Source organism: Nitratireductor sp. GZWM139, from assembly GCF_030068685.1.
Taxonomy (GTDB): Bacteria; Pseudomonadota; Alphaproteobacteria; order Rhizobiales; family Rhizobiaceae; genus Nitratireductor; species Nitratireductor aquimarinus.
This window is the reverse complement of sequence record NZ_JAMQML010000004.1, coordinates 63,246-89,103: the sequence shown is the minus strand read 5'-3', so window position 1 is coordinate 89,103 and position 25,858 is coordinate 63,246. Positions and strand designations below refer to the sequence as shown.

At 62.8% G+C, this 25,858-nt stretch carries 22 protein-coding genes and 1 riboswitch; of the genes, 8 read left to right on the top strand and 14 right to left on the bottom strand.

The features are described 5' to 3' along the window. Nucleotides 1–114 precede the first annotated feature (114 nt). The 5 genes from NDI72_RS06150 to NDI72_RS06130 all read right to left on the bottom strand — a co-directional run bounded on the left by NDI72_RS06150 (nt 115) and on the right by NDI72_RS06130 (nt 5,108). A complete protein-coding gene (locus NDI72_RS06150) occupies nt 115–348 on the bottom strand; it encodes a hypothetical protein (RefSeq protein ID WP_283799944.1) in 234 nt (77 codons plus the stop codon). 73 nt (nt 349–421) lie between these two features. After that, entirely contained in the window at nt 422–1,501 is a 1,080-nt protein-coding gene (locus NDI72_RS06145) for a TraB/GumN family protein (RefSeq protein ID WP_283799943.1), read from the bottom strand. A gap of 85 nt (nt 1,502–1,586) precedes the next feature. Continuing rightward, on the bottom strand, nt 1,587–2,528 hold the full coding sequence (locus NDI72_RS06140) for a tyrosine recombinase XerC (RefSeq protein WP_283799942.1): 942 nt from the start codon (nt 2,526–2,528) through the stop codon (nt 1,587–1,589). A gap of 117 nt (nt 2,529–2,645) precedes the next feature. Then, entirely contained in the window at nt 2,646–4,457 is a 1,812-nt protein-coding gene (locus NDI72_RS06135; RefSeq protein WP_206548411.1) for an ABC-F family ATP-binding cassette domain-containing protein, read from the bottom strand. Between the two features lie 3 nt (nt 4,458–4,460). After that, nucleotides 4,461–5,108 carry a thiamine diphosphokinase gene (locus tag NDI72_RS06130; protein WP_206548412.1) on the bottom strand — a complete coding sequence of 216 codons (648 nt, stop codon included), beginning with the start codon at nt 5,106–5,108 and terminating at the stop codon, nt 4,461–4,463. A gap of 93 nt (nt 5,109–5,201) precedes the next feature. Then, nucleotides 5,202–5,363, top strand: a riboswitch (TPP riboswitch). A 37-nt stretch (nt 5,364–5,400) separates the two neighbouring features. On the opposite strand from NDI72_RS06130, the gene thiB reads away from it, so the two are divergent. The 4 genes from thiB to NDI72_RS06110 all read left to right on the top strand — a co-directional run bounded on the left by thiB (nt 5,401) and on the right by NDI72_RS06110 (nt 10,444). Beyond that, a complete protein-coding gene (gene thiB / locus NDI72_RS06125; RefSeq protein ID WP_283799941.1) occupies nt 5,401–6,405 on the top strand; it encodes a thiamine ABC transporter substrate binding subunit in 1,005 nt (334 codons plus the stop codon). 38 nt (nt 6,406–6,443) lie between these two features. Continuing rightward, on the top strand, nt 6,444–8,042 hold the full coding sequence (gene thiP, locus NDI72_RS06120) for a thiamine/thiamine pyrophosphate ABC transporter permease (RefSeq protein WP_246746378.1): 1,599 nt from the start codon (nt 6,444–6,446) through the stop codon (nt 8,040–8,042). After that, nucleotides 8,039–8,800: a thiamine ABC transporter ATP-binding protein gene (thiQ, locus tag NDI72_RS06115; protein ID WP_283799940.1), complete on the top strand. Its 762-nt coding sequence runs from the start codon at nt 8,039–8,041 to the stop codon at nt 8,798–8,800. The genes thiP and thiQ overlap by 4 nt, the downstream gene beginning before the upstream one ends. 156 nt (nt 8,801–8,956) lie before the next feature. After that, nucleotides 8,957–10,444, top strand: coding sequence for a M48 family metalloprotease (locus NDI72_RS06110; RefSeq protein ID WP_113156049.1), 1,488 nt, complete (start codon nt 8,957–8,959; stop codon nt 10,442–10,444). Nucleotides 10,445–10,470: 26 nt separating this feature from the next. Here NDI72_RS06110 and NDI72_RS06105 read toward each other — a convergent pair whose 3' ends face one another. From NDI72_RS06105 to NDI72_RS06075, 7 genes are all read right to left on the bottom strand, one after another. Next, on the bottom strand, nt 10,471–11,328 hold the full coding sequence (locus NDI72_RS06105) for an RNA polymerase factor sigma-32 (RefSeq protein WP_283799939.1): 858 nt from the start codon (nt 11,326–11,328) through the stop codon (nt 10,471–10,473). 435 nt (nt 11,329–11,763) lie between these two features. Beyond that, a complete protein-coding gene (locus NDI72_RS06100; RefSeq protein WP_113153289.1) occupies nt 11,764–12,339 on the bottom strand; it encodes a CarD family transcriptional regulator in 576 nt (191 codons plus the stop codon). A 484-nt stretch (nt 12,340–12,823) separates the two neighbouring features. Further along, nucleotides 12,824–13,162, bottom strand: coding sequence for a ferredoxin FdxA (gene fdxA / locus NDI72_RS06095; protein WP_113153290.1), 339 nt, complete (start codon nt 13,160–13,162; stop codon nt 12,824–12,826). 139 nt (nt 13,163–13,301) lie between these two features. Further along, nucleotides 13,302–13,691 (bottom strand): RNA-binding S4 domain-containing protein, encoded by a 390-nt coding sequence (locus NDI72_RS06090; RefSeq protein ID WP_283799938.1) that lies wholly within the window; start codon nt 13,689–13,691, stop codon nt 13,302–13,304. A 9-nt stretch (nt 13,692–13,700) separates the two neighbouring features. After that, complete coding sequence (locus tag NDI72_RS06085; RefSeq protein WP_283799937.1) at nt 13,701–16,727, bottom strand: helicase-related protein; 3,027 nt, start codon at nt 16,725–16,727, stop codon at nt 13,701–13,703. A gap of 666 nt (nt 16,728–17,393) precedes the next feature. Beyond that, nucleotides 17,394–18,113: an acetoacetyl-CoA reductase gene (gene phbB, locus NDI72_RS06080; protein WP_113153293.1), complete on the bottom strand. Its 720-nt coding sequence runs from the start codon at nt 18,111–18,113 to the stop codon at nt 17,394–17,396. Between the two features lie 106 nt (nt 18,114–18,219). After that, nucleotides 18,220–19,404, bottom strand: a complete 1,185-nt coding sequence (locus NDI72_RS06075; RefSeq protein ID WP_113153294.1) for an acetyl-CoA C-acetyltransferase — start codon at nt 19,402–19,404, stop codon at nt 18,220–18,222. A gap of 382 nt (nt 19,405–19,786) precedes the next feature. Here NDI72_RS06075 and phaR point away from each other — a divergent pair, with 382 nt between their 5' ends. Then, entirely contained in the window at nt 19,787–20,398 is a 612-nt protein-coding gene (gene phaR / locus NDI72_RS06070; RefSeq protein WP_113153295.1) for a polyhydroxyalkanoate synthesis repressor PhaR, read from the top strand. A 42-nt stretch (nt 20,399–20,440) separates the two neighbouring features. Then, complete coding sequence (locus NDI72_RS06065; RefSeq protein ID WP_283799936.1) at nt 20,441–20,863, top strand: ACT domain-containing protein; 423 nt, start codon at nt 20,441–20,443, stop codon at nt 20,861–20,863. Between the two features lie 57 nt (nt 20,864–20,920). Here the strand turns inward: NDI72_RS06065 and rpmF are convergent, their stop codons facing one another. After that, on the bottom strand, nt 20,921–21,103 hold the full coding sequence (rpmF, locus tag NDI72_RS06060) for a 50S ribosomal protein L32 (RefSeq protein WP_007007560.1): 183 nt from the start codon (nt 21,101–21,103) through the stop codon (nt 20,921–20,923). A 153-nt stretch (nt 21,104–21,256) separates the two neighbouring features. After that, entirely contained in the window at nt 21,257–22,033 is a 777-nt protein-coding gene (gene mtgA / locus NDI72_RS06055; RefSeq protein WP_502888375.1) for a monofunctional biosynthetic peptidoglycan transglycosylase, read from the bottom strand. 129 nt (nt 22,034–22,162) lie between these two features. On the opposite strand from mtgA, the gene NDI72_RS06050 reads away from it, so the two are divergent. Next, complete coding sequence (locus NDI72_RS06050) at nt 22,163–23,083, top strand: polyprenyl synthetase family protein (RefSeq protein ID WP_390906827.1); 921 nt, start codon at nt 22,163–22,165, stop codon at nt 23,081–23,083. 271 nt (nt 23,084–23,354) lie between these two features. Beyond that, entirely contained in the window at nt 23,355–25,829 is a 2,475-nt protein-coding gene (locus tag NDI72_RS06045) for a hybrid sensor histidine kinase/response regulator (protein WP_283799935.1), read from the top strand. The last annotated feature ends 29 nt before the right edge of the window (nt 25,830–25,858 follow it).

The following is a 25,858-nucleotide window of genomic DNA, read 5'->3' as shown; positions in this document are numbered from 1 at the left end:
CATTTGCGTGAGACAAAGGCCCCGTGGCGCAAGCTGCGGGGCTTTTTCGTTTCAGGTCGGGTTTACGAGTTTTGATGTGTGCCGTGTCAGGCATCTCGCCGGACAGAAAGCGCCTTAGCCGCCATCGCCCAAGGGCACGACACCCGCATCGTCGGCAGGCGGGTCGTCACCGCCGAAGAAGCCCGTTCCGGAAAACGCCATGATGACGAGGATGATGATCGCGGCGCCCACTGCACCGAGCACGAAGCCGCGCGTTCCTTCCGATCTCACCGCCCCGGCCGACCCGGCGGAATGACGCCCGGGTTTTTCATTATCCCCGTTTTTTTCATTATCGTTGTCGTCGCGCATGATCGCACTCCAGATGGCGCTCCCCAGCGCTGGCCAGACGATAACATGCAATTAGTTAGCCGGAACCCTGGAATTACAGAACGGGTTCGACCACATAGCCCTCGGCGCGCAGCAATTCGATGAGACCTTCCTCACCGGGCAGATGCAGTGCGCCAACGGCGATGAACGCCCTGCCCCGGTCGAGGATCGGCGCGGCGCGCTCGGCCATGGTTCCATTGCGCACCTTGATCATCGCCTCATCGAACGCGGCATAGTCGTCGCCGGCGCTTTCCTCCTGAGGAATGGCGACGCGAATGAGCGGCCAGAACATGCCCGTCTCGCCCTGCGCATAGAGTGCAACCATGGTCTCCATCACGTCATCAAGGCCATCGCCCAGCGCCAGCGTTTCCACCAGACCGCGCATATGCAGGTCGAGCGGCAGCGAAGCCATGGCGTCGAGCTGTTCGACAGCGGATTCGAGACCAAGCACCTCCTTGCCGGAGGCTTCCGCATCGGCGGCAAGCTTGATGTCGAGGATAGGCATGCCCGCTTCCTTGCGCTCAAGCTCACAGCCCGGCAGGGCGACCAGCGAAATCAGCATCCAGGGTTTCATCTTCTGGACGCTGGAAAAGGGCACGCCGCGCTCGGTTAGCGCCTCTGAAACCGCTTCGCGGTCTTCCTCGCTCAGATGATCGGCCAGCGTTTCGTCGCCGGTGAACATCATCAGTTCAGGCCGCTTGAACATGGCGGCCGCCATTTTGGACTGGTCGAGAATGTCGGTCGTCTCGATCACGACACGCTCGGAGGCATCGAAAGCCGCCTGCGCGTCTTCCGTCAGCGTCACGACACGCGGATCGCTCATATGCATGGTGCCGAAAAGATAAGAGCGCTCCACGCCCTCCTTTTCGACCCGCCACAGAAGGCCACTGCCATTGGGCGTTTCGGCCGCCTGCCGCCGCACCTCTTCGAGCGCTGCGGGATCGTCCGTTGCGAGTTCGGTCAGAAGGTTCTTGCCCGCGCAGACAATCTCTCTGGACTTCGCCGGGGTGGCCGTGACGAGGCCGACGACAAGCGCGAGAAGGAGAAGCAACGGAAAGGCAGCCGCCAGCTGGAAGAGGCGATCTGCGAACCGTTCTGCCATGGGAATGGCGGTGGCTTTGACGTGCGTTTTCATGCGGCCACGCTAGACGCAAATCACGGCCAAAGCGTTAATCGAACCGCGCGGTTTCGTGGGAACCCAGTGGTTGCGGGGGAATGTTTCAGGCGCGCGGGTGGGCCGCATCGTAGATTTCCAGAAGCCGCGCCGTGTCCACACCGGTATAGACCTGCGTGGTGGAGAGGCTGGCGTGACCGAGCAGTTCCTGTATTGCGCGCAGATCGCCGCCACGCCCCAGAAGATGGGTGGCGAAGGAATGCCGCAGTGCGTGGGGTGTGGCCGTTTCCGGCAGATTGAGCGCCGAGCGCATGCGCTTCATCTCGCGCTGAATGATGGCCGGTTGCAACGCGCCGCCCCGCGCGCCGCGAAAGAGCGGCTTGTCGGCCTCACCATGCCAGGGGCAGAGACGCTGATATTCGGCGACCGCCTCGACCGTGACGGGCAGGACGGGCACGAGCCGCGTCTTGCCGCCCTTGCCGGTGATGCGCAGCGCACCCTGGCGCATGTCGGCAACCTGACTGCACAGAAGCCCCAGCGCCTCGGAAATGCGCAGCCCCGCGCCGTAAAGCAACGTGAAGACGGCTGCATTGCGCGCGGCGATCCACGGCTCCTCGGCCAGTTGCCCGGCGCCGGAAGCGACCTTGCGGGCATCGACCGCCGTCAGTGGCTTGGGCAATGCACGGGGTGCGCGCGGCGCTTTGAGCGCTGCGGCGGCGGCCGCATTCACAAGCCCGCGGCGCTCAAGGTAGCGCAGGAAGGAGCGGACCCCGGCAAGGCCGCGACCGAGCGTGCGCGCGCCGGCCCCGTTGCCACGCCGAAAGGCGAGGAAGGCGCGCAGATCCGCCGGGCGCAGTTCGGCAATATCGGAGAGGCCCGGCGCATCGCCGCAATGGCCGGTCAGGAATTGCAGAAACTGCCGCGTGTCGCGCTCGTAGGCATCGACGGTGAGCGCGGAGAGACGCCGCTCACCGGCAAGCGTGGCAAGCCATGCGGTGCGGGCCTTTTGAAGGTCGGGCTTTGCGGAAACGAGAAATTCCTGGTTCATGGGAAGCATTGTGAACCAGTCTGGTTAGCAGCCGGTGAAGGCGTGCGGGATGACAGCTTCCTTCTCCCCGCTTGCGGGGAGAAGGGGGCCTTGAAGTTGGTGCTTCAGCAAAAACCGCTAAGCGCCTTCGATTTCCTCGCGCAGCATTTCGAGTTCCAGCCACTCTTCTTCCATCTTCTCGCTGCTGGCGCGCGCGTCGTCCAGCTCCTTGGAAAAGCGCTGAAAGGCGGCGGCATCGCGCGTGTAGAGGTTGGGATCGGCGAGCTTTTTCTCCAGAGCCGCGATTTCGTCAGCCAGCTCATCGATCTTCTTCGGCAGGGTCTCCAGCGCGAATTTCTGCTTGTAGGAGAGCTTCTTCGAAGCTGCCCTCGGCGCACCTGCATTGCCGGCTGACCTGGTCTTCTGCTGCTCTGCCGTGCGCGCCTTGCGCCGCTCCAGCTCCTCGCCCTTGCGCTGCGCCATCATGTCGGCATAGCCGCCGGCATATTCGATCCAGCGGCCATCGCCGGCCGGCGCAATGGTGCTCGTGACCGTGCGGTCGAGGAAGTCGCGGTCATGGCTGACGAGCAGCACGGTGCCGGGGAAGCCCTCGACAAGCTCCTGCAGGAGATCGAGCGTTTCCATGTCGAGATCGTTGGTCGGCTCATCGAGCACGAGAAGATTGGCCGGGCGGGCCAGAAGGCGGGCGAGCACAAGCCGCGCGCGCTCGCCACCGGAAAGCTCGCGGATCGGCGTGCGGGCCTGCTCGGGCTTGAACAGGAAGTCCTTCATGTAGGAGACGACATGCCGCTCCTGCCCGTTGACCACGACGCTGTCGCCACGGCCATCGGTGAGGAAATGAGACAGGGTCTCCAGCGGGTCCAGTGCACGTTTCTGGTCCAGAATTGCGATTTCCAGATTTGCGCCCAGCCGCAGCGAGCCTTCGTCCGGCTCGAGCTTGCCGGTCAGAAGATTGATCAGCGTCGTCTTGCCGGCTCCATTGGGGCCGACAAGGCCAACACGGTCGCCGCGCAGGATGCGCGTGGAGAAATCCTTCACCACCTGAAGCCCGTCATAGGACTTGGCGAGGCCCTTTGCCTCGATGACCAGCTTGCCGGATTCGGCGGCGTCGCTGGCCGTCATGGTCGCCACGCCTTCCGCACCGCGATGGCTGCGGTGCTTTTCGCGCAGCGCATGCAGCTCGCCCAGACGGCGCACATTGCGCTTGCGGCGCGCGGTGACGCCATAGCGCAGCCAGTGTTCCTCGCGCTCGATCTTGCGGGCAAGCTTGTGCTGATCGCGCTCTTCCTCCTCCAGCACCTGATCGCGCCAGTCCTCGAAATGGGCAAAGCCCTTGTCGAGCCTGCGCGTCACGCCACGGTCGAGCCAGACGGTTGCGCGGCTCACGCGTTCGAGAAAACGACGGTCATGCGAGATGGTGACAAGGGCTGAAGACGTGCGCTGCAGCTCTTCTTCCAGCCATTCGATGGTGGCGAGGTCGAGATGGTTGGTCGGCTCGTCCAGCAACAGCAGATCAGGCTCGGGCGCAAGCACCCGGGCGAGCGCGGCACGGCGCGCCTCGCCGCCCGACAGCGTTGCCGGGTCTTCATCGCCGGACAGGCCCAGCCGATCGATGACCAGCGCCACGCGGTTGATGTCGTCCGCCGGGCCGAGACCGGCCTCCACATAGGCGCGCACGGTCGAAAAACCCTGCCAGTCGGGCGACTGGGGCAGATAGCGCACGGTCGCCGTCGGCTGGCGGAACACCTCGCCATCCTGCGGCTCCACGAGGCCGGCGGCGATCTTCAGAAGTGTCGACTTGCCGGAGCCGTTGCGCCCGACCAGCGCAAGCCGCTCGCCGGGGCCGACCATCAGCGATGCGCCATCGAGCAGCGGCGTGCCGCCGAAGGTCAGGCGAATGCCATCAAGCTTTAAAAGAGGCGGCGCCATGGATCAGTGTTCTCCGTCGTTGGAAAGATGGGCGACCAGAAGCGCCCTGCCCTCTTTGAGGGTAACCGCGAGTTCGCCATCGACCACATTGGAAAGGGTCAGCGACGAGCCGAAAGGAACCTCGACCGCATCGAGCGGCCATTTGGCCCCTTCCACGGTGAGGCCGGAAAGGGCCGAAAAGCCGAGGATCGAAAACAGCGTTTTCTGCGGATAGTCGAAGCGATGGCGTTTTCCGGGCAGCAGCGGCACGCCTTCCTGCACGCCGCTTGTCAGCCGCGTCTTAATGCCCTGTTCTGAAAGCTGAAGCGCCTGCGCGAGATGCAGGAACATGTGATCGGGCCGCGCGCCGCCGAAAGCACCCACGAGAACGAGGCTCGTCGCGCCCGCTTCCAGCGCTGCGGCGATGGCGAGTTCCCCGTCCGTCTTGTCCTTGTCGGCGGGAAAGGCGCGGCGCGGCACCCGGGCATAGGCCTCGGCCATGCCGTCCGGCTCGGAATCGAAATCGCCGACCCACAGCTCCGGCATAACGCCCAGAAGCGCTGCGTGACGCATGCCTGAATCAGCCGCGATGATGCGGCTGTCGGCGATTTCGGCATCGAGTGCCGGCGTGCGTGTGAGATCTCCGCCCAGGAGAAGGGTAAACAGGCTCATGGTCGAGGCCCATATCATGCCGGCGGGCAAGCGCCAACGGCGTTCGCGCCATTCCGCCTCTTGCGCCAGCCCCTGCCGCGCCCTATTTTCCCGGTCGCTCTAACGGGGTGCCGGCGGATTGCCGGCTGAGAGGCCCAGTGGTTGAAACGGATGCAGCTTTGCCTTGATCAAAGGAAAGCCGCATCAGTGGAACCCGGCCAACCCGCTGAACCTGATCCGGTTTGCACCGGCGGAGGGATTAGACGCTTTTCGCACAGCGCCTCATTCCCCAACCAAACGAGAGGAGGCGCAGATGCGCGCGACCACACTGCTTTCCACCATGGCGCTTGGCACGCTGGCCATGGCCGGCCATGCGGCGGCCGAAGACAAGCTCACCGTCTACACCTATGAGAGCTTCACCTCCGACTGGGGCCCCGGCCCGGCGGTGGAGAAGGCGTTCGAGGCGGAATGCGGCTGCGACGTGGATTTCGTTTCCGTGGCCGATGGCGTGGCGCTTCTGAACCGCGTGAAGCTCGAAGGCAAATCGACCAAGGCCGACATCGTGCTCGGTCTCGACAACAACCTCGTGCACGAGGCCCGCGAGACCGGCCTGTTTGCGCCGCATGGCGTCGACATGGGCAGGGTGAACGTGCCGGGCGGCTTCGAGGACGACATGTTCGTTCCGTTCGACTACGGCTATTTCGCCTTTGTCTATGACACCGAGGCCATCGAGACCCCGCCGGCAAGCCTGAAGGAGCTGGTGGAGAGCGACAGCAATCTGAAGATCGCCATTCAGGACCCGCGCACCTCCACGCCGGGCCTCGGACTGCTGCTCTGGATGAAGGCCGTCTATGGCGACGACGCAGCGCACGCCTGGGGCAAACTGCAGGACAAGGTGCTGACGGTGACGCCGGGCTGGAGCGAGGCCTATGGCCTGTTCACCAGCGGCGAAGCGCCGATGGTGCTGTCCTACACCACCTCGCCCGCCTATCACCAGATTGCCGAAGATTCCGAGCGCTACAAGGCGGCGGGCTTTGAAGAAGGGCATTATCTTCAGGTGGAAGTGGCAGCACAGACCGTGAAGGGTGCGGAAAACCCGCTGGCGCAGAAATTCCTCGCCTTCATGACCGGTCCCGGCTTTCAGGACGCGATTCCCGAAACCAACTGGATGTTCCCGGCCGGCGAGACATCGGAGCCGCTCAACCCGGTGTTCGACACTCTGGTGAAGCCGGGCGAGACGCTCGAATTCTCATCGAAAGAGGTGGCGGAAAACCGCAAGGCCTGGGTCGATGAGTGGCTCTCGGTGATGAGCCGCTGACCGTTTCGCGCGCGCCCGACATGGAAAGACGCCCCCTGATGGACAGGCGTATCGCAGCGGGACGGCTTGCGCTGGCCGCTGTCGGCCTGCTGATCGGCGGGGCCTTTGCGGGCCTTGCCGTGGAGGCCCTGCAACAGGGTACGGGCGCGTTTGCAGCTTTCGACGCCTATCTGCTGCGGATCGCCCGCTTCACGCTCTGGCAGGCGCTGTTATCGACGCTTTTATCAGTCGTGCCGGCGATCCTTCTGGCGCGCGCGCTGGCGCGCCATCCCGCATTTATGGGGCGCGCCTTCATTCTGCGCCTGTTTGCCGTGCCGCTTGCGCTTCCCGCCATTGTGGCGGCGCTCGGCATTCTGGCGCTTCTGGGAAGAGCGGGGATTTTCGCGCCTTTCCTGTCCGTGCTCTTCAATGAGCACTGGCCCGGCATTTACGGGCTTTCGGGCATTCTGGTCGCCCATGTCTTCTTCAATCTGCCGCTTGCCACGCGCCTGTTCCTGAACGCGCTGGAAAGCGTGCCCGCCGACCAATGGCGTCTTGCGGCCCAGCTCGGCATGGGCGCGCGCGCCTCGTTCCGGTTTCTCGAATGGCCGGCCATGCGCGCGGCCCTTCCCGGCATTGCCGGCCTCGTGTTCATGCTGTGCGTGACCTCGTTTACCATCGTCCTGCTGCTTGGCGGCGGACCCCGCGCGACAACGCTGGAAGTGGCGATCTATCAGGCGCTGCGGTTCGACTTCGACCCGGCCCGCGCACTGGTGCTGACGCTGGTGCAGCTGGCGCTGGCCGGCGGCGTTGTTCTGGCGTTAAGCCGGCTCGGCGCGTCGCTCAGCGGCGATGCCAACCTGCCCGTCGCACCGCGCCGCATTGTCTGGCACACGCCATTGGAGACGGTTCTCAACACCGTCATCATCGTCGCGGGGCTGCTCTTCGTCGCCGGACCGATGGCTGCGACCGTGATCGCCGGTCTGAAGGCGGATCTGGCGCGGCTTGCCACCGAGAGCGCGGTGTTCTCGGCCACAACAACCAGCCTGCTTTTCGCCAGCCTCTCCGCGCTTTTATGCCTTGTTCTCTCGCTGGCGCTGGTGGCGGCCCGCCGGGCGCTCGAAATGAAGCGCGGCGCGCTGCCTGCGGGCCTGCTTGAACGCGCCACCGACAGCGGGGCGGCGATGGTGCTCATCATTCCGCCGCTGGTGATCGGTGCCGGCTGGTTCATTCTGCTGCGGCATGTGGGCGATGTTTTTGCCTTTGCACCGGCGATGGTCGTCACCGTCAACGCGGTGATGGCGATGCCGTTTGCAATCCGCGCAATCCGCCCGGCCTATGACGCTGCCAGCGCCCGCCATGAGCGGCTCTGCCTGTCGCTGGGCATCACTGGCTGGACACGACTACGCCTCGTCGACTGGCCGGCGCTGCGCCGCCCTGCCGCGACCGCGCTCGCCTTCGCCGCCGCTCTTTCGCTCGGCGATCTCGGCGTGATCGCGCTGTTCGGCTCCGATCAGGTGCAGACCCTGCCCTATCTTCTGTTGCAGCGCATGGGCAGCTATCGCACGGCGGATGCCGCAGGCATTGCCCTTTTCCTCGGGCTTCTTTGTCTGGCATTGATGTTCGTGGCCGACCGTCTCGGCAAGGAGAAGACATGACCAAGGCTGACGCCGCACACGGCGCGGGGATCACACTCGAAAAGCTGCGCTTTGCCTATCCGGGCGGGAGCGAAATGGCGTTCGACCTGACCATCTCCCCGTCCGACATCGTCGCCGTGATGGGCCCGAGCGGCTCTGGCAAATCGACGCTTCTCAGCCTGATCGCCGGCTTCGAGACACCGACCTCCGGTCGCATCATGATCGACGGAAAGGATGTTTCCGGGCTGACGCCGCATCGCCGGCCCGTCTCCATGGTGTTTCAGGAAAACAATCTCTTCGCGCATCTCACGGTCGCGCAGAATGTGGGGCTGGGGCGCTCGCCTGCGCTGAAGCTGACGGAAGAAGACCGCGCGGCGGTCTCCGATGCGCTTGCCAGAACCGGGCTTGCCGGCAAGGAAGACCGGCTGCCACGGGCGCTTTCGGGCGGTGAACGCCAGCGGGTGGCGCTGGCGCGTGTTTTAATCCGCAAGCGTCCGGTGCTCCTGATGGACGAACCCTTCGCCTCGCTCGGACCGGCGCTGCGCGACGAGATGCTGGACCTGATCCGCGCCCTGCATGCGGAACAGCAGATGACGGTGCTGATGGCAACGCATGACCCGCGCGACGCGGAACGGCTTTGCAGGACGATGATCTTTGTTGAAGAGGGGCAGGTCGCCGCGAGCGGCACAACCGCAGCGTTCATCGCCGGCGATGCCTCAGAAGCCTTCAATCGCTACATAGGCGCACGGCGGGAAATAAATTACTCTACAACAAATTGATTCCACTGTTGCAGCTTATGCGCTAGACCGTGGCTCGGACGGGACATCACGCCATGTTGAGGGAACCAAGTGCGTGACTTGGGCATTAATGACGGTCATGCTTTGGACAAAATCAACCGGAAGGACACCACCCTGTCCAATGAAGCGCCCGCTACCATGAATTTCCAGCCATCAGCGCGAGCCATACCGCGCAAAGCCATTCTCGCCGTAGCGCTCACAGTCCTCCTGTCGGGCTGCCAGATGGTGCCCACGGACACAGGCAGCTTCATGCCGTCGTCGAACCCGGTCACGGTCGATTCGGTGACGCGCGGCAACCGTCTTGCACGGCTTGCACGCCAGCAGCATCCCCGCATTCTGCAGACCTATGGCGGCGAATACTCCGATCCGAAGCTGGAGCGCATGGTCGCCAAGGTGGTGGGGTCTCTGACGCTGGATGAGCAGAACACCGGTGCGGCCTACACGGTCACCATTCTGAATTCGCCCAACGTCAACGCATTCGCGCTGCCGGGCGGCTATCTCTATGTCACGCGCGGTCTTCTGGCGCTCGCCAATGATTCGGCTGAGCTTGCAGCGGTCATCGCGCATGAAATGGCGCACGTCACAGCCAATCACGGCATCGAGCGGCAGAAGCTCGAAGCGCAGGAAAAGTTCGCCTCGAAAGTGGTGAGCGAGGTGATCGACGGGCGCGATCAGGCGGCGCAGGCAGCGCTGGTACGCGGCAAGTTGAGGCTCGCGCAGTTCTCGCGCAATCAGGAGCTGGAAGCGGACCGTCTGGGCATCCGCACCACAACCCATGCGGGCTATGATGCATTCGCGGCTGCGCGCTTCCTGCAGGCCATGGACGCCTATCAGGGCTTCCGCAGTGTGAGCGGCGCGACCGACGCCAGCCTCGACTTCCTCGCCAGCCACCCCAACGCACCACGGCGCATCGAACTCGCGCAGCGCCATGCGCGCGAGATGCAGCAGCCGGACGCCGCAGGCAAGCGCGACCGCGATTCCTTCCTCGCCGGCATTGACGGCATGATCTACGGGGATTCGCCGGAAGAGGGCTATGTGCGCGGGCGCGACTTCCTGCATCCGGGTCTGGGCGTCGCCTTCCAGGTGCCCGAAGGCTTCATCATCGACAATTCCACCAAGGCGGTGACGGCTGTCGGGCCGGACGACATCGCGGTGCGCTTCGACGGAGCGACGGTGCCTCAGCGCACTTCGCTGACGGATTATCTGACGAGCGGCTGGGTTGCGGGTCTGGAGCCCGAAACCATCCGCACGTTCACGATCAATGGATATCCGGCAGCCAAGGGACGCGCGAGCGCCGATGGCTGGCAGTTCGACGTGACGGTGATCCGCTCCGGCGGGCAGGTTTACCGCCTGCTGACGGCAGCGCCTGCGACGAGCAACGATCTGGAACGGGTTGCCAATTCCGTCGGGCAGAGCTTCCGCATTCTCAATCAGGCGGAGCGCGCTGCGCTCAAGCCGCTGCGCGTGCGTGTCGTGACGGTTCAGCCGGGCGAGACGCTCGGTTCGCTGGCAGCGCAGATGCGCGGTGTGGACCGCAAGGTGGAGCTTTTCCGGCTCCTCAACGCACTTGGCCCCGGCGCAACGCCGTCGGCCGGGAGCAAGGTCAAGATCGTCACTGATCGCTAAATTACGGCTGGCGCGAGGCCAGCCGATCAGGCCGTGCTGCCGGACAGCGCGGGATGCTCGCGCGTGAGCTCCGTGCGCAGTTTTTCCATGGCCCGCGTCTCGATCTGCCGCACACGCTCCTTGGAGATGCCCAGCGCCGAACCGAGCGCTTCAAGCGTTGCGCCATCTTCTGCCAGACGCCGCTCGCGGATGATCTTCAGCTCGCGCCTGTCCAGAACATCGAGTGCGTCGGTCAGCCAGAGCGCCCGCCGTTCCTCATCGATCATGTGTTCGACCGTCTCGTCGACCGGGGCCTCATCGGAGGGCAGGAAATCCATGCGCTCGGCTGAAGCCTCGCCTTCATCCCGCACCGGCGCGTTAAGCGACAGATCCGGGCCGGAAAGCCGCGCGTCCATCATCGCCACATCCGCAGGCGAAACGCCGAGAAGCTTGGCCGCTTCCTGATGAATTTCGCTGGGTGAGCCCATGCTTTTCTGCAATTTGGCCCTCAGCCGGCGGTATTTGAAAAACAGCGACTTCTGCGCCGAACTCGTGCCGCCACGCACGATGGACCAGTTGCGCAGGACATAATCCTGCATCGAGGCGCGTATCCACCAGGTCGCATAGGTGGAAAAGCGCACACCCCGTTCCGGGTCGAACCGGGCCGCCGCTTCCAGAAGGCCGATATGCCCCTCCTGAATGAGGTCGGCAGCGGGCAATCCGAAATTCCTGAAGCGCGACGCCATGGCAATGACAAGCCGCATGTGCGCCACCGTTAAATGATGAAGCGCCTGCTGGTCCTGCTTCTTGTGCCAGCGCTGTGCGAGGTCCTGCTCTTCCTCCAGCGCCAGATAAGGCGCCTTCATGGCCTTTTCTATGAGTTTGCGTTCCGCCCGGTCTTGCATGATGCTCTCCCGCGTTTCTGGATCGCCATGCGCCCGTCCGGACGCATAAAGGGCGATCCAAACCATTGATGGAGCATCGGATGATCCGAAAACCGGTTCCCACTTTTCGGTCCGATGCTCTGGCTTGGCCCCTTTCTTAAGGAGAGGATTCCAAGCCGGTCAGCCCATACGCACAGGCCCAATTGCCGATGCGCGGTTACACGTGTCAGAGCGCCCTGACGCGGCATCTGCTGGTGCAGAAACACGCCAATGACGGACATCCCGGGACCCCGACCAGGCTTTGCAAAAAGCGGTGATCTCGACCGAAGAAACGAGACATCACCTAGAGTAACGAGTCGCAGACGAAAAAAGTTCCAGCCGATTACAGTTTAGTAGCCGGCAATAAAAAACCCGGCTGAAACAGCCGGGTTTTTCAAAACAGATAAGGTGGGAAGCTTATGCAGCTTCTTCCTTCTCTTCGGCTTCCTCATTGTCGGCCTTCGCACCGCGGCGCGGGCCCTTGTTGAGGTTGGTCTCGATCAGGCGGACAGCCTCCGTCTCCGACATGCGGTTGACGGCTGCGATCTCGCGCGCCATGCGGTCGAGCGCGGCTTCATAAAGCTGACGCTCCGAATAGGACTGCTCCGGCTGGTTGTCGGCGCGGTAAAGGTCACGCACGACTTCCGAGATGGAGATCAGGTCGCCCGAGTTGATCTTCGCATCGTATTCCTGCGCGCGGCGCGACCACATGGTGCGCTTCACGCGGGCACGGCCCTGAACGACCTTGAGAGCGCGATCAACATAATCGGTTTCGGAAAGCTTGCGCATGCCGATGGACGTCGCCTTGGCGACCGGCACTTTGAGGCGCATCTTGTCTTTCTCGAAATCGATGACGAACAATTCCAGCTTGTGACCGGCGACTTCCTGCTCTTCGATCGTAACGATCTGGCCGACGCCATGCGCCGGGTAAACGATGTATTCGCCAGTCTTGAAACCCTGGCGCTGCGCCGATTTTTTCTGCTGGGTGGTCATCCGCCTAACACTCCTGTTCTAAAGGGGTATGTGAGCAACGCCTCGCCTCGGCGATGCCCCGTACCCAAAAACGCCTGCCGGCTTGTCGTGTGCATGAAAGAGTTCAAGCTCCGGAAGATGGTGACTGCGCCTGCACCGAAGGCCCGCCACGCAAACCAAAACATCCTGACCCAGATTGCCCTGGCCTGGATTTGGAGCCCCACCTTTCAGTGATTAGTGTGTGTGCGCCATAATTAGACGTGTTGTCACCGGCATGATTTTGTGAAGCTACCACAAAAAGCCGAAAGAATCAAGATTTTGCCGCATGTGCGAATATGTCGCCGCAGTTTCCTGCGCGACCGCCCCATCTATTCGCATTATGTCCCACGTCAATTTGTGGGCTCAGAGCACCGGACCGAAAAGTCGAATTCGGGTTTCGGGCTAATCCGATGCTCAGTCAATCATCAAGATCGTCGTTTGTGCGCCCCGATGGGCGCGCGGCGATCTAGTCTCCCTCACCGGGTTCCGGCGAGAAGTACTGCTCCAGCTTGTTTTCGACGCCGTCGAATTCCTTGGCGTCTGCCGGAGGCTCTTTCTTAGCGGTGATATTGGGCCATTTTTCGGCATACTCGGAATTAAGCTGAAGCCAGTTGTCCAGACCCGGCTCGGTGTCGGGCTTGATGGCTTCGGCCGGGCATTCCGGTTCGCAGACACCGCAATCGATGCACTCATCCGGGTGGATGACGAGCATGTTTTCGCCTTCGTAGAAACAGTCCACCGGGCAGACTTCTATACAGTCCATGTACTTGCACTTGATGCAATTGTCGGTGACGATATAGGTCATGGGTGTTCTCGGCTGACAGCTTCTTAAAATGTCGAGTGGTGAGGTAGCCCCTTTAAACGGCGGTTGCAAGGCCCGTTGTTGCGCGGCAATCGTCGCAGGCGGAATCCCATTCCAATCTCAAACGGCGCAAACATCGCCATCACGGGTCGTCACGCAAGCGATCAAGCGCGCGGCGTTCCTTCTTGGTGGGTCGCCCTGCCCCGGCGTCGCGCCGCGGCGCCGACGCCTTGACGACGGCATCCCTGGGCGGCGCCGGCGGGGTCAGATCCTCGTAGAGCGTGCGGGCCTCCTCAGCCGGGCCGCGCCGCGCCCCCGGAGCCAGAACCCGATAGACGAGCACGTGCCGCTCAAGGGAAATGGTGAGCACGTCGCCCACCTTGATCTGGTAGGCGGCCTGCTCGATCTTGTTGCGATTGACCCGCACACGGCCCGCCTGGGCGAGCTTTGCGGCAAGCGAGCGGGATTTCACCACCCGTGCGAAGAACAGCCACTTGTCGATACGCTGGCGTTCCAAGACCGTGCCGCTCATCGCATGTCGCTACTTCTTCAGCTGATCCTTGAGGGCAGCGAGCTTGGCGAAGGGCGAATCGGGATCGATGCGCGCCGGACGCTCTTCGCGCGGACGGCCTGCGCCACCCTTGCGCTTGAAGCCCTGCTTGTCGCCATCCTTGCTGCGGTTAGGCTTGCCGCGATGCGGTGCGCCTTCGCGCTCCTGACGGCCACCACGTCCCTGCTGACGCTGATTGTTGCCCTTGCCGCCGCCCTGACGCTTGCGACCGTCGAAACGGGCCTGACGCCAGATCATGACGGGCTTGGGCTCTTCCTCTTCGTCAGCGGCCTTTTCAGCCGGAGCCTCAGCGGCAACCGGCGTCTCAACCTCCGGCTTGGCATCAGCTTCCGGCTTCGCCTCGGCTTCGGGCTTCGCTTCCCCGGCTGGCGCTTCAGCTTCAGCAGGCTTCTCTGCATCGGCGGGCGCGTCGTCCGTCTTCGCGGCGGCTTCGGCTTCGGCCTCGGCGGGAGCGGCAGCATCGGCAGCCTGGGCCGGTGCAGCAGCCTTCTCGGCGGCAGCGTCGTCCAGCGACTTCAGATGCGTTGCAACCTCTTCGGCCGGCTTCGCCTCGCTGCGGTAGCCCAGTCCCTTGAGGATGGCCTCCATATCATCGGCGGTCGCGCCGAGAATGGACATCATGGCCGGCGTGACCACAAAGGCCGCGCCATCATAACCGCCCTCGGGACGTGCGCCGGAACCCGGCTTCCACGAAAGTGCGGGACGGATCAGGTCGGCAAGGCGCTCGAGAATATCGACACGCACGGCGCGGCGACCCAGATTGCGATAGCCGGCGAGGCCATAGAATGCCTTTTCGAAAGCCGGATCGGACACGATGGAGGTGCGACCGGCGGCAAGCGCATTGACCACATCGCCATAGCCCGGCTTGTCCTTGGCGTCGTTCTTGAGCGCCCAGAGCAGGGTGAGAAGGCCGGCAGGCGCAGGCTTGATCAGCGCCGGCACGAAAATGTGGTAAGCGCCAAAGCGCACGCCGAGGCGGCGCAGCGAAGCGCGGGCGTCCTGATCGAGCGCACGCACATCCTCTGCCACGGTGCGGCGGTTCAGAAGGCCGAAGCTCTCGACAACCTGAAACGCGATCCCGCGCGCCATGCCCGAAAGGCTCTCGGCATCGCGCAGATCGACCAGCGGCTTCAGAAGCGATTCGATCTGATAGTTCACGAAACGCTCGGCGCGGGCGGCGACCTTGTCGCGCGCCGGGCCGGTCAGCTGCTCGTCGGCCAGAAGCACGACGCGCGGGCGCAGCGCTTCCTCGCCGGAAACCAGCGTCGCCACCGGTTGGCCGAGCCAGCGCAGAAGTCCCTCGGAATCCAGCGCCAGATCGCCATTGCCGGAAGCGGCAAAGCGGTCTGCCCGCGTTTCGAATTCGGCAGCGAGTGCTTTCTGGGCGGCAGCCTTGACGGCGCGCGCGTCCTCACCTTCCGCAGAGCGGTCGGCGGTGAAACGGAACCCTAGCATCTCACCAACGTGATGCCCCTCGACAAGGACTTCGCCAACGGGGCTGATTTCTGCTTCCGGCATTGCATTCTCTCTCAGGCGCTTCATGAGCACGGATGTCCTGCGGTCCACAAAGCGTTTCGTCAATCGCTCATGCAACGCATCGGACAAACTGTCCTCTATCTCTCGTGTTTTTTCTTGCCAGTGTGTCGCATCGGCCAGCCATCCGGGCCGGTGCGAGACAAATGTCCATGTTCTGATCTGCGCAATACGCTGCGACAGTGTGTCGATGTCCCCCTCGGTGGACGAGGCGCGCTGAACCTGCTCAGCCAAGTAGTCTTCATCGACATGGCCCGTTCGCGCCAGATCAGAAAAGACTGCACCAACAATTTCTGCGTGGTGGGCCGGTGCGATGCGCCGGTAGTCCGGCAGCGCACAGGCGTCCCACAGGAGGGCCACACGCTCGCGGGCGTCGGCCAGCGCACACACATCCCCGTCACGCGACAGGAATTCGAGCACCTTGGCGTCGGCAGCGGGCAGAGCGCGGGTAAGGCCTTCCACGGGGGGCGTGACGTCGAGCGAGGCTTTGAGCGCATCGACACTGGAAAAATCAAACGCGGCGGAGCGCCATTGCAGCACCTTCACCGGGTCGAAATCATGCGCCTCGATGCGGTGAACGAGTTCATCGGAAAGGGGATCGACCTGGCCGGTGACGCCAAACGTGCCGTCACGCAGGTGACGGCCGGCGCGGCCGGCGATCTGCCCGAGCTCCGCAGGGTTGAGGTCGCGATACTGGAAACCGTCGAATTTGCGGTTCTGCGCGAAGGCGACATGATCGACATCGAGGTTCAGGCCCATGCCGATGGCGTCGGTCGCCACGAGATAGTCCACATCACCCGACTGGTAGAGGGCTACCTGCGCGTTGCGCGTGCGCGGGCTGAGCGCGCCAAGCACGACAGCCACCCCGCCGCGCTGGCGGCGGATCAGCTCGCCAATGGCGTAAACCTCGTCCGACGAGAAGGCCACGATGGCCGAGCGGCGCGGCAAACGCGTGATCTTGCGCGAACCGGCATAGCTGAGCACCGACATGCGCGGACGGGTGATGACGGAGAGGCCCGGCAGCAGCTTTTCAAGAATGCCGCGCATGGTGCCAGCGCCCAGAAGCAGCGTTTCCTGACGGCCGCGCAGATGCAGAATGCGGTCGGTGAAGATGTGGCCGCGCTCCAGATCGGCGGCGAGCTGCACCTCATCGATCGCCACGAAGGCGGCGTCGGTCTCGCGCGGCATGGCCTCGACCGTGCACACCGAATAGCGCGCGCCGGGCGGCGAGATTTTTTCTTCGCCGGTGACAAGCGCGACATTTTGCTCGCCGACCTTGGCGACGACGCGGGAATAGACTTCGCGCGCAAGCAGCCGCAGCGGCAGGCCAATCACGCCCGTGCCATGCGCAACCATGCGCTCGATGGCCAGGTGCGTCTTGCCGGTATTTGTTGGCCCGAGGATGGCCGTTACGTCACGACCCGACAACACTCTCGGCTTGGCATTCTGTTTTTGGAAATTCATAGGGCCTGAAAAGCCGTCTACCTCAGCGAAAAAAGGCGAGCACACGGGTTAGCATGCTTTGCATGCGCATTCCAAGGCAAGACTGCCGCTCCACCGACAAAGACTGCCAAAAATGACCCAAACCGTTTCCGGCCATTAAGATTTGGAACGAGTCTGGAACGAATCGGCTACGAATCACTGACCTGCGTTGTTTCCCGTTTTGTTCACCACAAGATAGAGTATGACGCAACGTAAAGACACCCAAATGCTGAATCGGGCATGTTCCGCAAAGCCGGAAAACGCGTGTCGCGCGTTAAGGATTTGCGCGGGAGGCGCGACGGGCCTGCCAGGCAACGGTGCAAGCATAAGATTTTGTTAGGAATTTTTGCGAAGCCGTTAACGGGTTACGGCCCCGCCATGCCGCATGGCGTTAACACTTCGACCAAACCCGGAACGAATCGGCTACGAATCACTGATATCCAGATGTTCCCGCTACGTTCACCGCAATATCTGGTGGTTTCCACCGGTTCCGGGCAGACAGCGCACAGTTTATCCACAAACGCAGCCGCGCAGCCTGAATGCCGCGTTAACGAAGCTGTTTCAAATTGATACGCATTTTAACGAAACAGGGCGCTGCGGGTTACCCACAGCGCCCCGAAAAATGAATGCACAGGACGTGACTTTTCGTCAGATGAAGTACTGACCGCCATTGACAGTGAGCGTGGAGCCCGTGACGAAGCCCGCATCGTCGGAGGCCAGGAACAGCACGGACCGCGCGATTTCAGACGCCTCGCCGAGACGCCCCACCGGGATCTGCGAAATGATCTTCTCGCGCACCACTTCCGGCACCGCCATCACCATGTCGGTGGCAATGTAGCCGGGGCAAACCGCATTGACCGTCACGTTGAAGCGCGCGCCTTCCTGCGCCAGCGCCTTGGTGAAGCCAATCTCTCCTGCCTTGGCGGCGGAATAGTTGGTCTGGCCCATCTGGCCCTTCTGACCATTGATGGACGAAATGCTGATGATGCGACCGAACTTGCGCGAGCGCATGCCGGCGAAGACCTGATGGGTCATGTTGAAGACGCCGTTCAGGTTCACATCCACCACGGCACGCCAGTCTTCTGGCGTCATCTTGTGAAACATCACGTCCCGCGTGATGCCGGCATTGTTGACCAGAACATCGACCGGCCCGAGATCGGCCTCGACCCGGCCCACGCCGTCCGCACAGGCGTCGTAATCGGCAATCGACCATTTGTAGGAGGCTATGCCCGTTTCTTCGGTAAAGCGCGCGGCGGCCTCATCGTTGCCCGCATAATTGGCCGCGACCTGATAGCCCGCCTCTTTCAGAGCCATCGCTATCGCCGCGCCGATGCCGCGTGTTCCACCCGTAACAAGTGCCGTTTTCATGCAGTTCGTCTCCCTCAGGTGAGTGTTCCCCGCCGCCTTCGCCCTGTTGAGACCGGGCGATAATCCGGCTGGCGCACGGCACAAACGCCGCGCGCCAGCTCAAAGCCTACAACGCTTCCACGCACATGGCGACGCCCATGCCGCCACCGATGCAAAGCGTGGCCAGTCCCTTCTTCGCGCCACGGCGGCGCATCTCGAAGGCCAGCGTGTTGAAAATGCGGGTACCCGAAGCGCCAATCGGATGGCCGATCGCGATGGCGCCGCCATTCACGTTCACGATATCCGGGTTCCAGCCCATGTCCCTGTTGACCGCACAGGCCTGTGCGGCGAAGGCTTCGTTGGCCTCGACCAGATCGAGATCCTCGGCCTTCCAGCCGGCTTTCTCCAGCGCGCGGCGCGATGCCGGGATCGGCCCCGTGCCCATGATTGCCGGATCGACGCCAGCCGTCGCCCAGGAGGCGATCCGCACCAGCGGCGTCAGACCACGGCGCTGGGCTTCGCTCTCGCGCATCAGCACCACGGCGGCCGCACCGTCATTGATGCCCGACGCATTGGCGGCAGTGACCGTGCCCTCCTTGTCGAAGGCCGGACGCAGCTTCTGCATGCCCTCGATGGTCGCGCCATGGCGGATGTACTCATCGTCCGAGACCACGGTTTCGCCCTTGCGGCTCTTCACGGTGACCGGGACGATTTCATCCTTGAAGCGCCCGGCCTTCTGGGCGGCTTCGGCCTTGTTCTGCGAAGCGAGCGCAAAAGCGTCCTGCTCGTCACGGGTGATCTGGAACTTGCGCGCCACGTTTTCTGCGGTGATGCCCATGTGGTAGCCGTTAAAGGCATCCCACAGACCATCGCGGATCATCGTGTCGATCATGGCATAATCGCCCATCTTCACGCCGGCGCGCAGATAGGCGCAATGGGTGGAGAGCGTCATGGATTCCTGACCACCGGCAACAATGATGTCGGCATCGCCGCAGGCGATCTGCTGCATGCCGATGGCGATGGTGCGCAGGCCCGAACCGCAGACCTGGTTGAGCCCCCAGGCGGTGGCTTCTTCCGGCAGGCCGGCGGCGACGGCCGCTTGGCGCGCGGGGTTCTGTCCCTGGCCGGCCGTGAGCACCTGACCGAGAATCACCTCGTTCACCTCTTCCGGCGCGACGCCGGCGCGCGAAAGCGCCTCGCGAATGGCGGTTGCACCAAGCTCATGCGCTGGCACGGTGGCGAAGGAACCGTTGAACGAGCCGACCGGGGTGCGGGCGGCGCTGGCAACGACAATGGCTTCGGCTGACGACATGAAAGGCTCTCCCTTGGAAAATTGCATACACGTGCAAATGTGCAGCCCTTGTGACGGACTGCTCTCATTCACATTTGTTGCGGCTAATCAGGGGCGAGTCAAACGGTTGTGTGCAGCGCAACAAAGCTTGCGCACCGCCGAACAGGAGCGCCGCGCTCTTCGCCACTGCGAAAAGCGCTTTCATTCAATGGGATTTTGCGCATATCCTGACACCGGCAAATGCAGGGGGTGCGCGCCGACGGCCCCGGCAACGGGGCGGTGGAACGGCGCAGTGGCGTCTTGCAAAGCCCTCAGTCCTTGAATCCAAGGCATCGAAAACCGGACGACGCAGGAGACGTCCGGGCGCGATGCCACAGACAACCGTGCTACGGGGAGGTCAGTAATGCCAGCCAAGGACGACCCGATCGTCATCAAGAAATACGCCAATCGCCGCCTCTACAACACGGGCACCAGCACCTATGTGACCCTGGAAGATCTGGCCGAGATGGTAAAGCGCGACGAGAATTTCGTCGTGCAGGACGCCAAATCCGGCGAAGACATCACCCATGCGGTCCTGACCCAGATCATTTTCGAGCTGGAGAACGACCGCAACGGGCAGAACATGCTGCCGATCTCGTTTTTGCGTCAGCTCATCGCCTTTTACGGCGACCAGATGCAGATGGTCGTGCCGAGCTTCCTCGAACAATCCATGATGGCCTTCTCCAAGGAGCAGGAACGCATGCGCGAGCAGATGGACAAAGCGTTCGGCGGATCATCCATGGACATGATGGGCATGTCGGCCCCGATGAAGATGGTCGAGGAGCAGACCCGCCGCAACATCGAGATGTTCCAGAACGCCATGCGCATGTTCGCGCCCACGCCCCCTGCCCCAAATCAGGGCGCAGCGCGCGAAGACAATGCCGGCGAAGAGGCACCGCGCTCCGATGATCTGAAGGAGTTACGTGAGCAGATCGCCGACATGCAGCGCAAGATCAACTCCCTGGGCGGTTCCTGACCGCCCTTCCCCGGAGCAAACACAGACTGAAGCGCCAGAGACATGCCCCGGACCGTTCGTGATACGCAGGCCATGCTGGCAGGAATGACGCCCGTTCTTACAACGGGCGTTTTCGTTTTCTGCTGCGTGGAGCGGGACCGCGCCGCAACGCTTTATGCGGAATCGGAAGGTGTTTTTCAGGAAGAGGAAGGCACGACGCTCGTGCTGCCGCTGGCGCGCGCCGAAACGCTTGGTTTCGACACGCAGATGCCGATGCGCCGGATCGTCCTTGAAGTCTATTCCGCGCTCGACGGCGTGGGGCTGACGGCCGGCGTGGCGACGGCGCTGGCGGATGAAGCCATCCCCTGCAACGTGGTCGCCGCCTACCATCACGATCATGTCTTCGTGCCGGAAGAGATGGCCGAGAAGGCACTTTCGATCCTGCAGGCGCTGCAGCGACGGGCAAAAGCCGGCAAGGACATCTGAAACAAAAAAAGACCGGTCAGTGACCGGTCTTTTTTGCATCCAGAGGAGGAAAGGCGCTTATGCGTCCTTCGGCTCCAGAACCTGGCGACCGCGGTACATGCCGGTCTTCAGGTCGATGTGGTGGGGACGACGCAGTTCGCCCGAATTCTTGTCTTCGACATAGGTCGGCGCCTTGATGGCGTCGGCCGAGCGGCGCATGCCGCGCTTCGAAGGCGTCGTTTTCCTTTTTGGTACAGCCATGGTCCTGCTCCGCTAATCGGTCAAAGGCCGTTGCGGCCCCTTCAATCCAGAGGCCCAGCATTTCGGCCGGGAATTGGAAGTCGGCGTGCCTATACACGTCCAAAGAGGTTTTGGCCAGTGGGGCGCATCGCTTTTTTCAACGAAAGCGCATGATCAGGGCTTCAAACACCCCACATACCCGCCGGCCTTGCGCGCACGCTGTTCAATCTTCGCGGCAAGCCGGTTCAACCCGCTTGAGGGTTTGGCCGGATTGCGCTCCAGCGGATTGGGCAGCGTGACCGCAAGAAGCGCCGCCTGCCGGCGCGAAAGCTGCGATGCCGGGCGACCGAAATAATGCTGCGCGGCGGCTTCAGCACCGTAGATGTTCGGCCCCCATTCAACGATGTTGAGATAGATCTCCATGATCCGCCGTTTCGGCAGAACCAGATCCAGATAGATCGCCAGCGGCAGTTCCAGCCCCTTGCGCACGAAGGAGCGGCCCTGCCAGAGATAGAGGTTCTTCACCGTCTGCATGGGGATGGTGGATGCGCCCCGCGTCTTCTCGCCCGAAAGCGCGTCGTTGATGACGAGGTTGAGCGCCGCCCAGTCGATGCCATCATGGGCGCAGAACTGACCGTCTTCCGACATCATCACCGAATGCGGGACCAGATCCCCCATTTCTTCGAGAGACTTCCAGTCGCGGTCATAGCCGGTGAAGGTGACCAGATCGCGCATCATCAATGTCGAGATGGGGTGTACCACCGGCACACGATAGAGAAGCGTCAGAAGCGCGGGAATGAGCGCCAGCACCACAAGAATTAGCAGAACACGTCGGGCAAACCAGCCGAGCCACGCCCGACCGCCTGCGCGCCGCCCGGCCGCCTTGCGACCGCGACGCCCGCCACGCCTGTTCGTCGTCCTTTTCTCCGGGTCGACTGTGGGGCCGCTCAAACCTGTTTTTCCCTCAGTGTGACGTTACGCCTCAAAACCAGCCTTTCGCATAGCCGCCAGGGGCTTTCGGCGCAATGGCGCAAACAAACGGACTTGACCCGGACGCCCTTTGACGGCATCGCTCCCGGCATGGACGAGACGATGACACTGCCGTTTGAAGTGAAACTTGCCGCTGGCGCGGATATGGTGGAAGGCGAACTGCGCCGACTGCTCGACACGCGACCGCTGGAAGGCGAACTTTACCGCCCCGACCGCCTTTTGAAAGCCATGCGCCATGGCGTTCTGAATGGCGGCAAACGGCTGCGGCCGTTCCTCGTGCTCGAGACGGCAGCGCTGTTTGAGGCGACGGACGACACGGCTGCGCTGCGCGTTGCGGCAGCGCTTGAGTGCATCCATTGCTATTCTCTGGTCCATGACGATTTGCCGGCAATGGACGATGACGACCTGCGCCGCGGCAAGCCGACCGTTCACCGCGCGTTTGACGAGGCAGCAGCCATTCTCGCCGGCGACAGTCTTTTGACCTATGCGTTCGACATTGTGAGCGCGCCTGAAACGGCGCTGCCTGCTGAAGCCAAGATCACGCTGGTCAACAGGCTCGCCCGCGCTTCGGGCATGGGCGGCATGGCCGGTGGTCAGGCGCTGGATCTGGCCGCAGAGGGCAGCAGCCTCAGCGAAGACGAAATTCTGCGGCTTCAGGCGATGAAGACGGGCGCGCTGATCCGCTTTGCCTGCGAGGCGGGCGCCGTGATCGGCAGCGCACAGGACGCGGACATCGAACGACTCGGCGAATTCGGCGCGGCCATCGGGCTCGCCTTCCAGCTTGCCGACGATCTGCTCGACCTGACGGCCAGCAGCGAAGCGATGGGCAAGGCAACCGGCAAGGACGCCGCCGCCGGCAAGGCGACGCTTGCGAGCCTTCACGGGATCGACTGGACACGCCAACAGCTCAGGGGGCTTGTTGCCCAGGCCGAGGATATTCTGGAGCCTTTCGGCGAACGCGCAGACACGCTGAAACAGGCCGCGCGTTTCGTCGCCGAACGCCAGAGCTAAACCAGGTTCAACCCGTTTTTTCTTTTTTACGCCCGCGCGCTCCGCGCCGGGTTGTGCTCTTTTGCGCGCATTTCTTGGCTCAGGCACATCTTAACCGGAGACAAGAGACCACGCATTGCCGGGCCTGAACTGCATCTTTTCTTTCTAAACACGCTTCTCTTTGCTTGTGTTGAGCATCAGCAGAATGAAAAACACATCTTTTTAGCGTTAATCGGGCATTAATCCAGATGCTCAATTCTTACGGGAATTGGGGGACGTCTTGGGAAGAGTAATGCCTACAGTAGCTACACAGCAGTATATGCGTGCGCGCCTCATTGTCGTGCTGGTGGGGTTTGTGATGGCAGTCATGGCCGGAACGGGGATCCTGCTATGGCAAACGCAGGCCACGAAGAACCAGGTGCGTTTCAGTGCATTCATCAGCCACATGGCCGATGTGACCAATGACGTGATCCACAATGCGCTGCGCCTCGAGCAGGCAGAGCTTCGCCCGCAGAACAGCGCCCAGGCGGACCTCACCCATGACGAACTGGAATACGCGCTCGATCAGCTCAGCGACGCCTATGAGGCGCTGGACTTCGCCATCAGCGGCGAAGTGACTACGATGGAGAGCCAGCGCCTGACCTATCGGCAGGTCGGCGGAACAACAGTGGCGCCGGTGCTGCAGACCGGATCGCTCGCCACCGACATTACCGGCCACGCGGTGCCGGAAACCGTCAGGCGCATCTGGCTCGGCGAAGATGGCGACAAGGCGCTGCGCACACAGATCCGCGATGTCATCTCGCAGGCAAACCGGCTGGAAGTCTTCAACGACTATCAGAACGCCACCGCCCAGCGCGTGTTCAGGGAGCTGCAGGCGCTCGCCAACACACAGGTGCGCCCAGAACTGAAACGCATCTCCGACATGCTCAACGCGCAGATGATCGAAAGCCACGGGACGCTGCAGCTGGGCCTGATCGGCGTCGCCATCGCGATGATCGCAGCGAGCCTTCTTCTGGCGATGCGCATCTTCGTGCCGATGATGTATCGCATTTCGCGTGCGCATCAGGAGCTGCACAGCGCCAATATCTCGCTGGCGGCGGAGAAGATCAAAGCGCAGTCCGCAGACCGCACCAAGTCTGAATTCCTGGCCAATATGAGCCATGAAATCCGCACGCCGATGAATGGCGTTATGGGCATGGCCGAACTGCTCGCGCGCACTGATCTGGACAAACGGCAGAGCATGTTCGTCGACGTGATCGTCAAGTCGGGCACGGCGCTGCTGACCATCATCAATGACATTCTCGACTTCTCCAAGATCGACGCCGGCCAGCTCCAGCTCGATGAGTCGTCCTTCCGGCTGGGCGAAGCCATCGAAGACGTGGCGGCGCTCGTATCCTCGCAGGTATCGGAGAAGGATCTGGAACTGATCGTGCGCGTGGACCCGGAACTGCCGAGCTCCTTCATGGGTGATGCGGGGCGCTTCCGGCAGGTCGTGACCAATCTCGTCGGCAATGCGGTGAAGTTCACCGAGCGCGGCCATGTTCTGATCGACGTTTCCGGGCGCATCGAGGGCGACATTACGAAAGTGTCCGTGCGCGTCGAGGACACCGGCATCGGCATTCCGCAGGACAAGCTCGATGCGGTTTTTGAGAAATTCGCGCAGGTGGACACCTCCTCCACCCGCCGCCATGAGGGAACAGGCCTCGGACTGGCCATCGCCACGCGGCTTGTCGAACTGATGGGCGGCGCAATGACGGCCACCAGCGAAGTGGGCAAGGGCTCGGTGTTCTCCTTCGTCGTGCCACTGACCGTCGACCGCACGGAAGCCCCGCAGGCGACCGCGCCGGTGGACGTTTCGGGTGCGCGCGTCTTTGTCATCGACGACAACCCGATCAACCGCGAGATCCTGCAGGAACAGCTGAAGAGCTGGGACTTTGAGTGCGCCGCAGCCGAGAGCGGCGCGGTGGGCTTGGCCTTCCTGCAGCATTCCGCCAAGCTCGACGCCCGCGTCGACTGCGTGATCCTCGATTACCAGATGCCCGACATGAACGGCGCGGATGTCGCCAAGATGATCAAGGCGGACCCGGCGCTTGCGGACATTCCGCTGGTGCTTCTGACGTCGGTCGACCAGAACGATACGGCGCGGCTGGTGAATGAGTGCGGGATCGCTGCGCATCTGAACAAGCCCACCCGCTCCTCCATGCTGCTGGAAACGCTCGTCTCTGTGATGCAACGCAGCCGTGCGGCAAAGGCGAGCCCGGCGGAACCGGCTGCACCCGAACCGGAAATCAGGGTTCCGGCCAAGCCGATCCAGATCCACGCCTCCTCGCCCATCGAACGCGGGCTCTCAAGCTCACGCAGCGCGAATGGCGCGCTGGATGTGCTGGTGGCGGAGGACAATGAGGTCAACCAGCTGGTGTTCAGCCAGGTTCTGGACGGGCTCGGCCTAAAGTACCGGATTGCCGGCAATGGCAAGACGGCCGCCGAGATGCACCGCGCGCTGAAGCCCTCCATCATTCTGATGGATATCTCAATGCCCGAGATGAACGGTTACGAAGCAACGGCAGCGATCCGCGAGCTGGAAGCCATCACCGGCGACCGTACACCGATCATCGGCATCACCGCACATGCGCTCAAGGGCGACCGGGAAAAGTGCCTCGACGCCGGCATGGACGATTATCTGCCCAAACCGATCTCTCCGCAGAAGCTGGCTGACAAGATCACCCACTGGCGCAGTTGCGAGCAGAAGCTGGCTGCAACGGCCTGAGCGCCGGCAGAAAAGCAAAGGGCGCACCC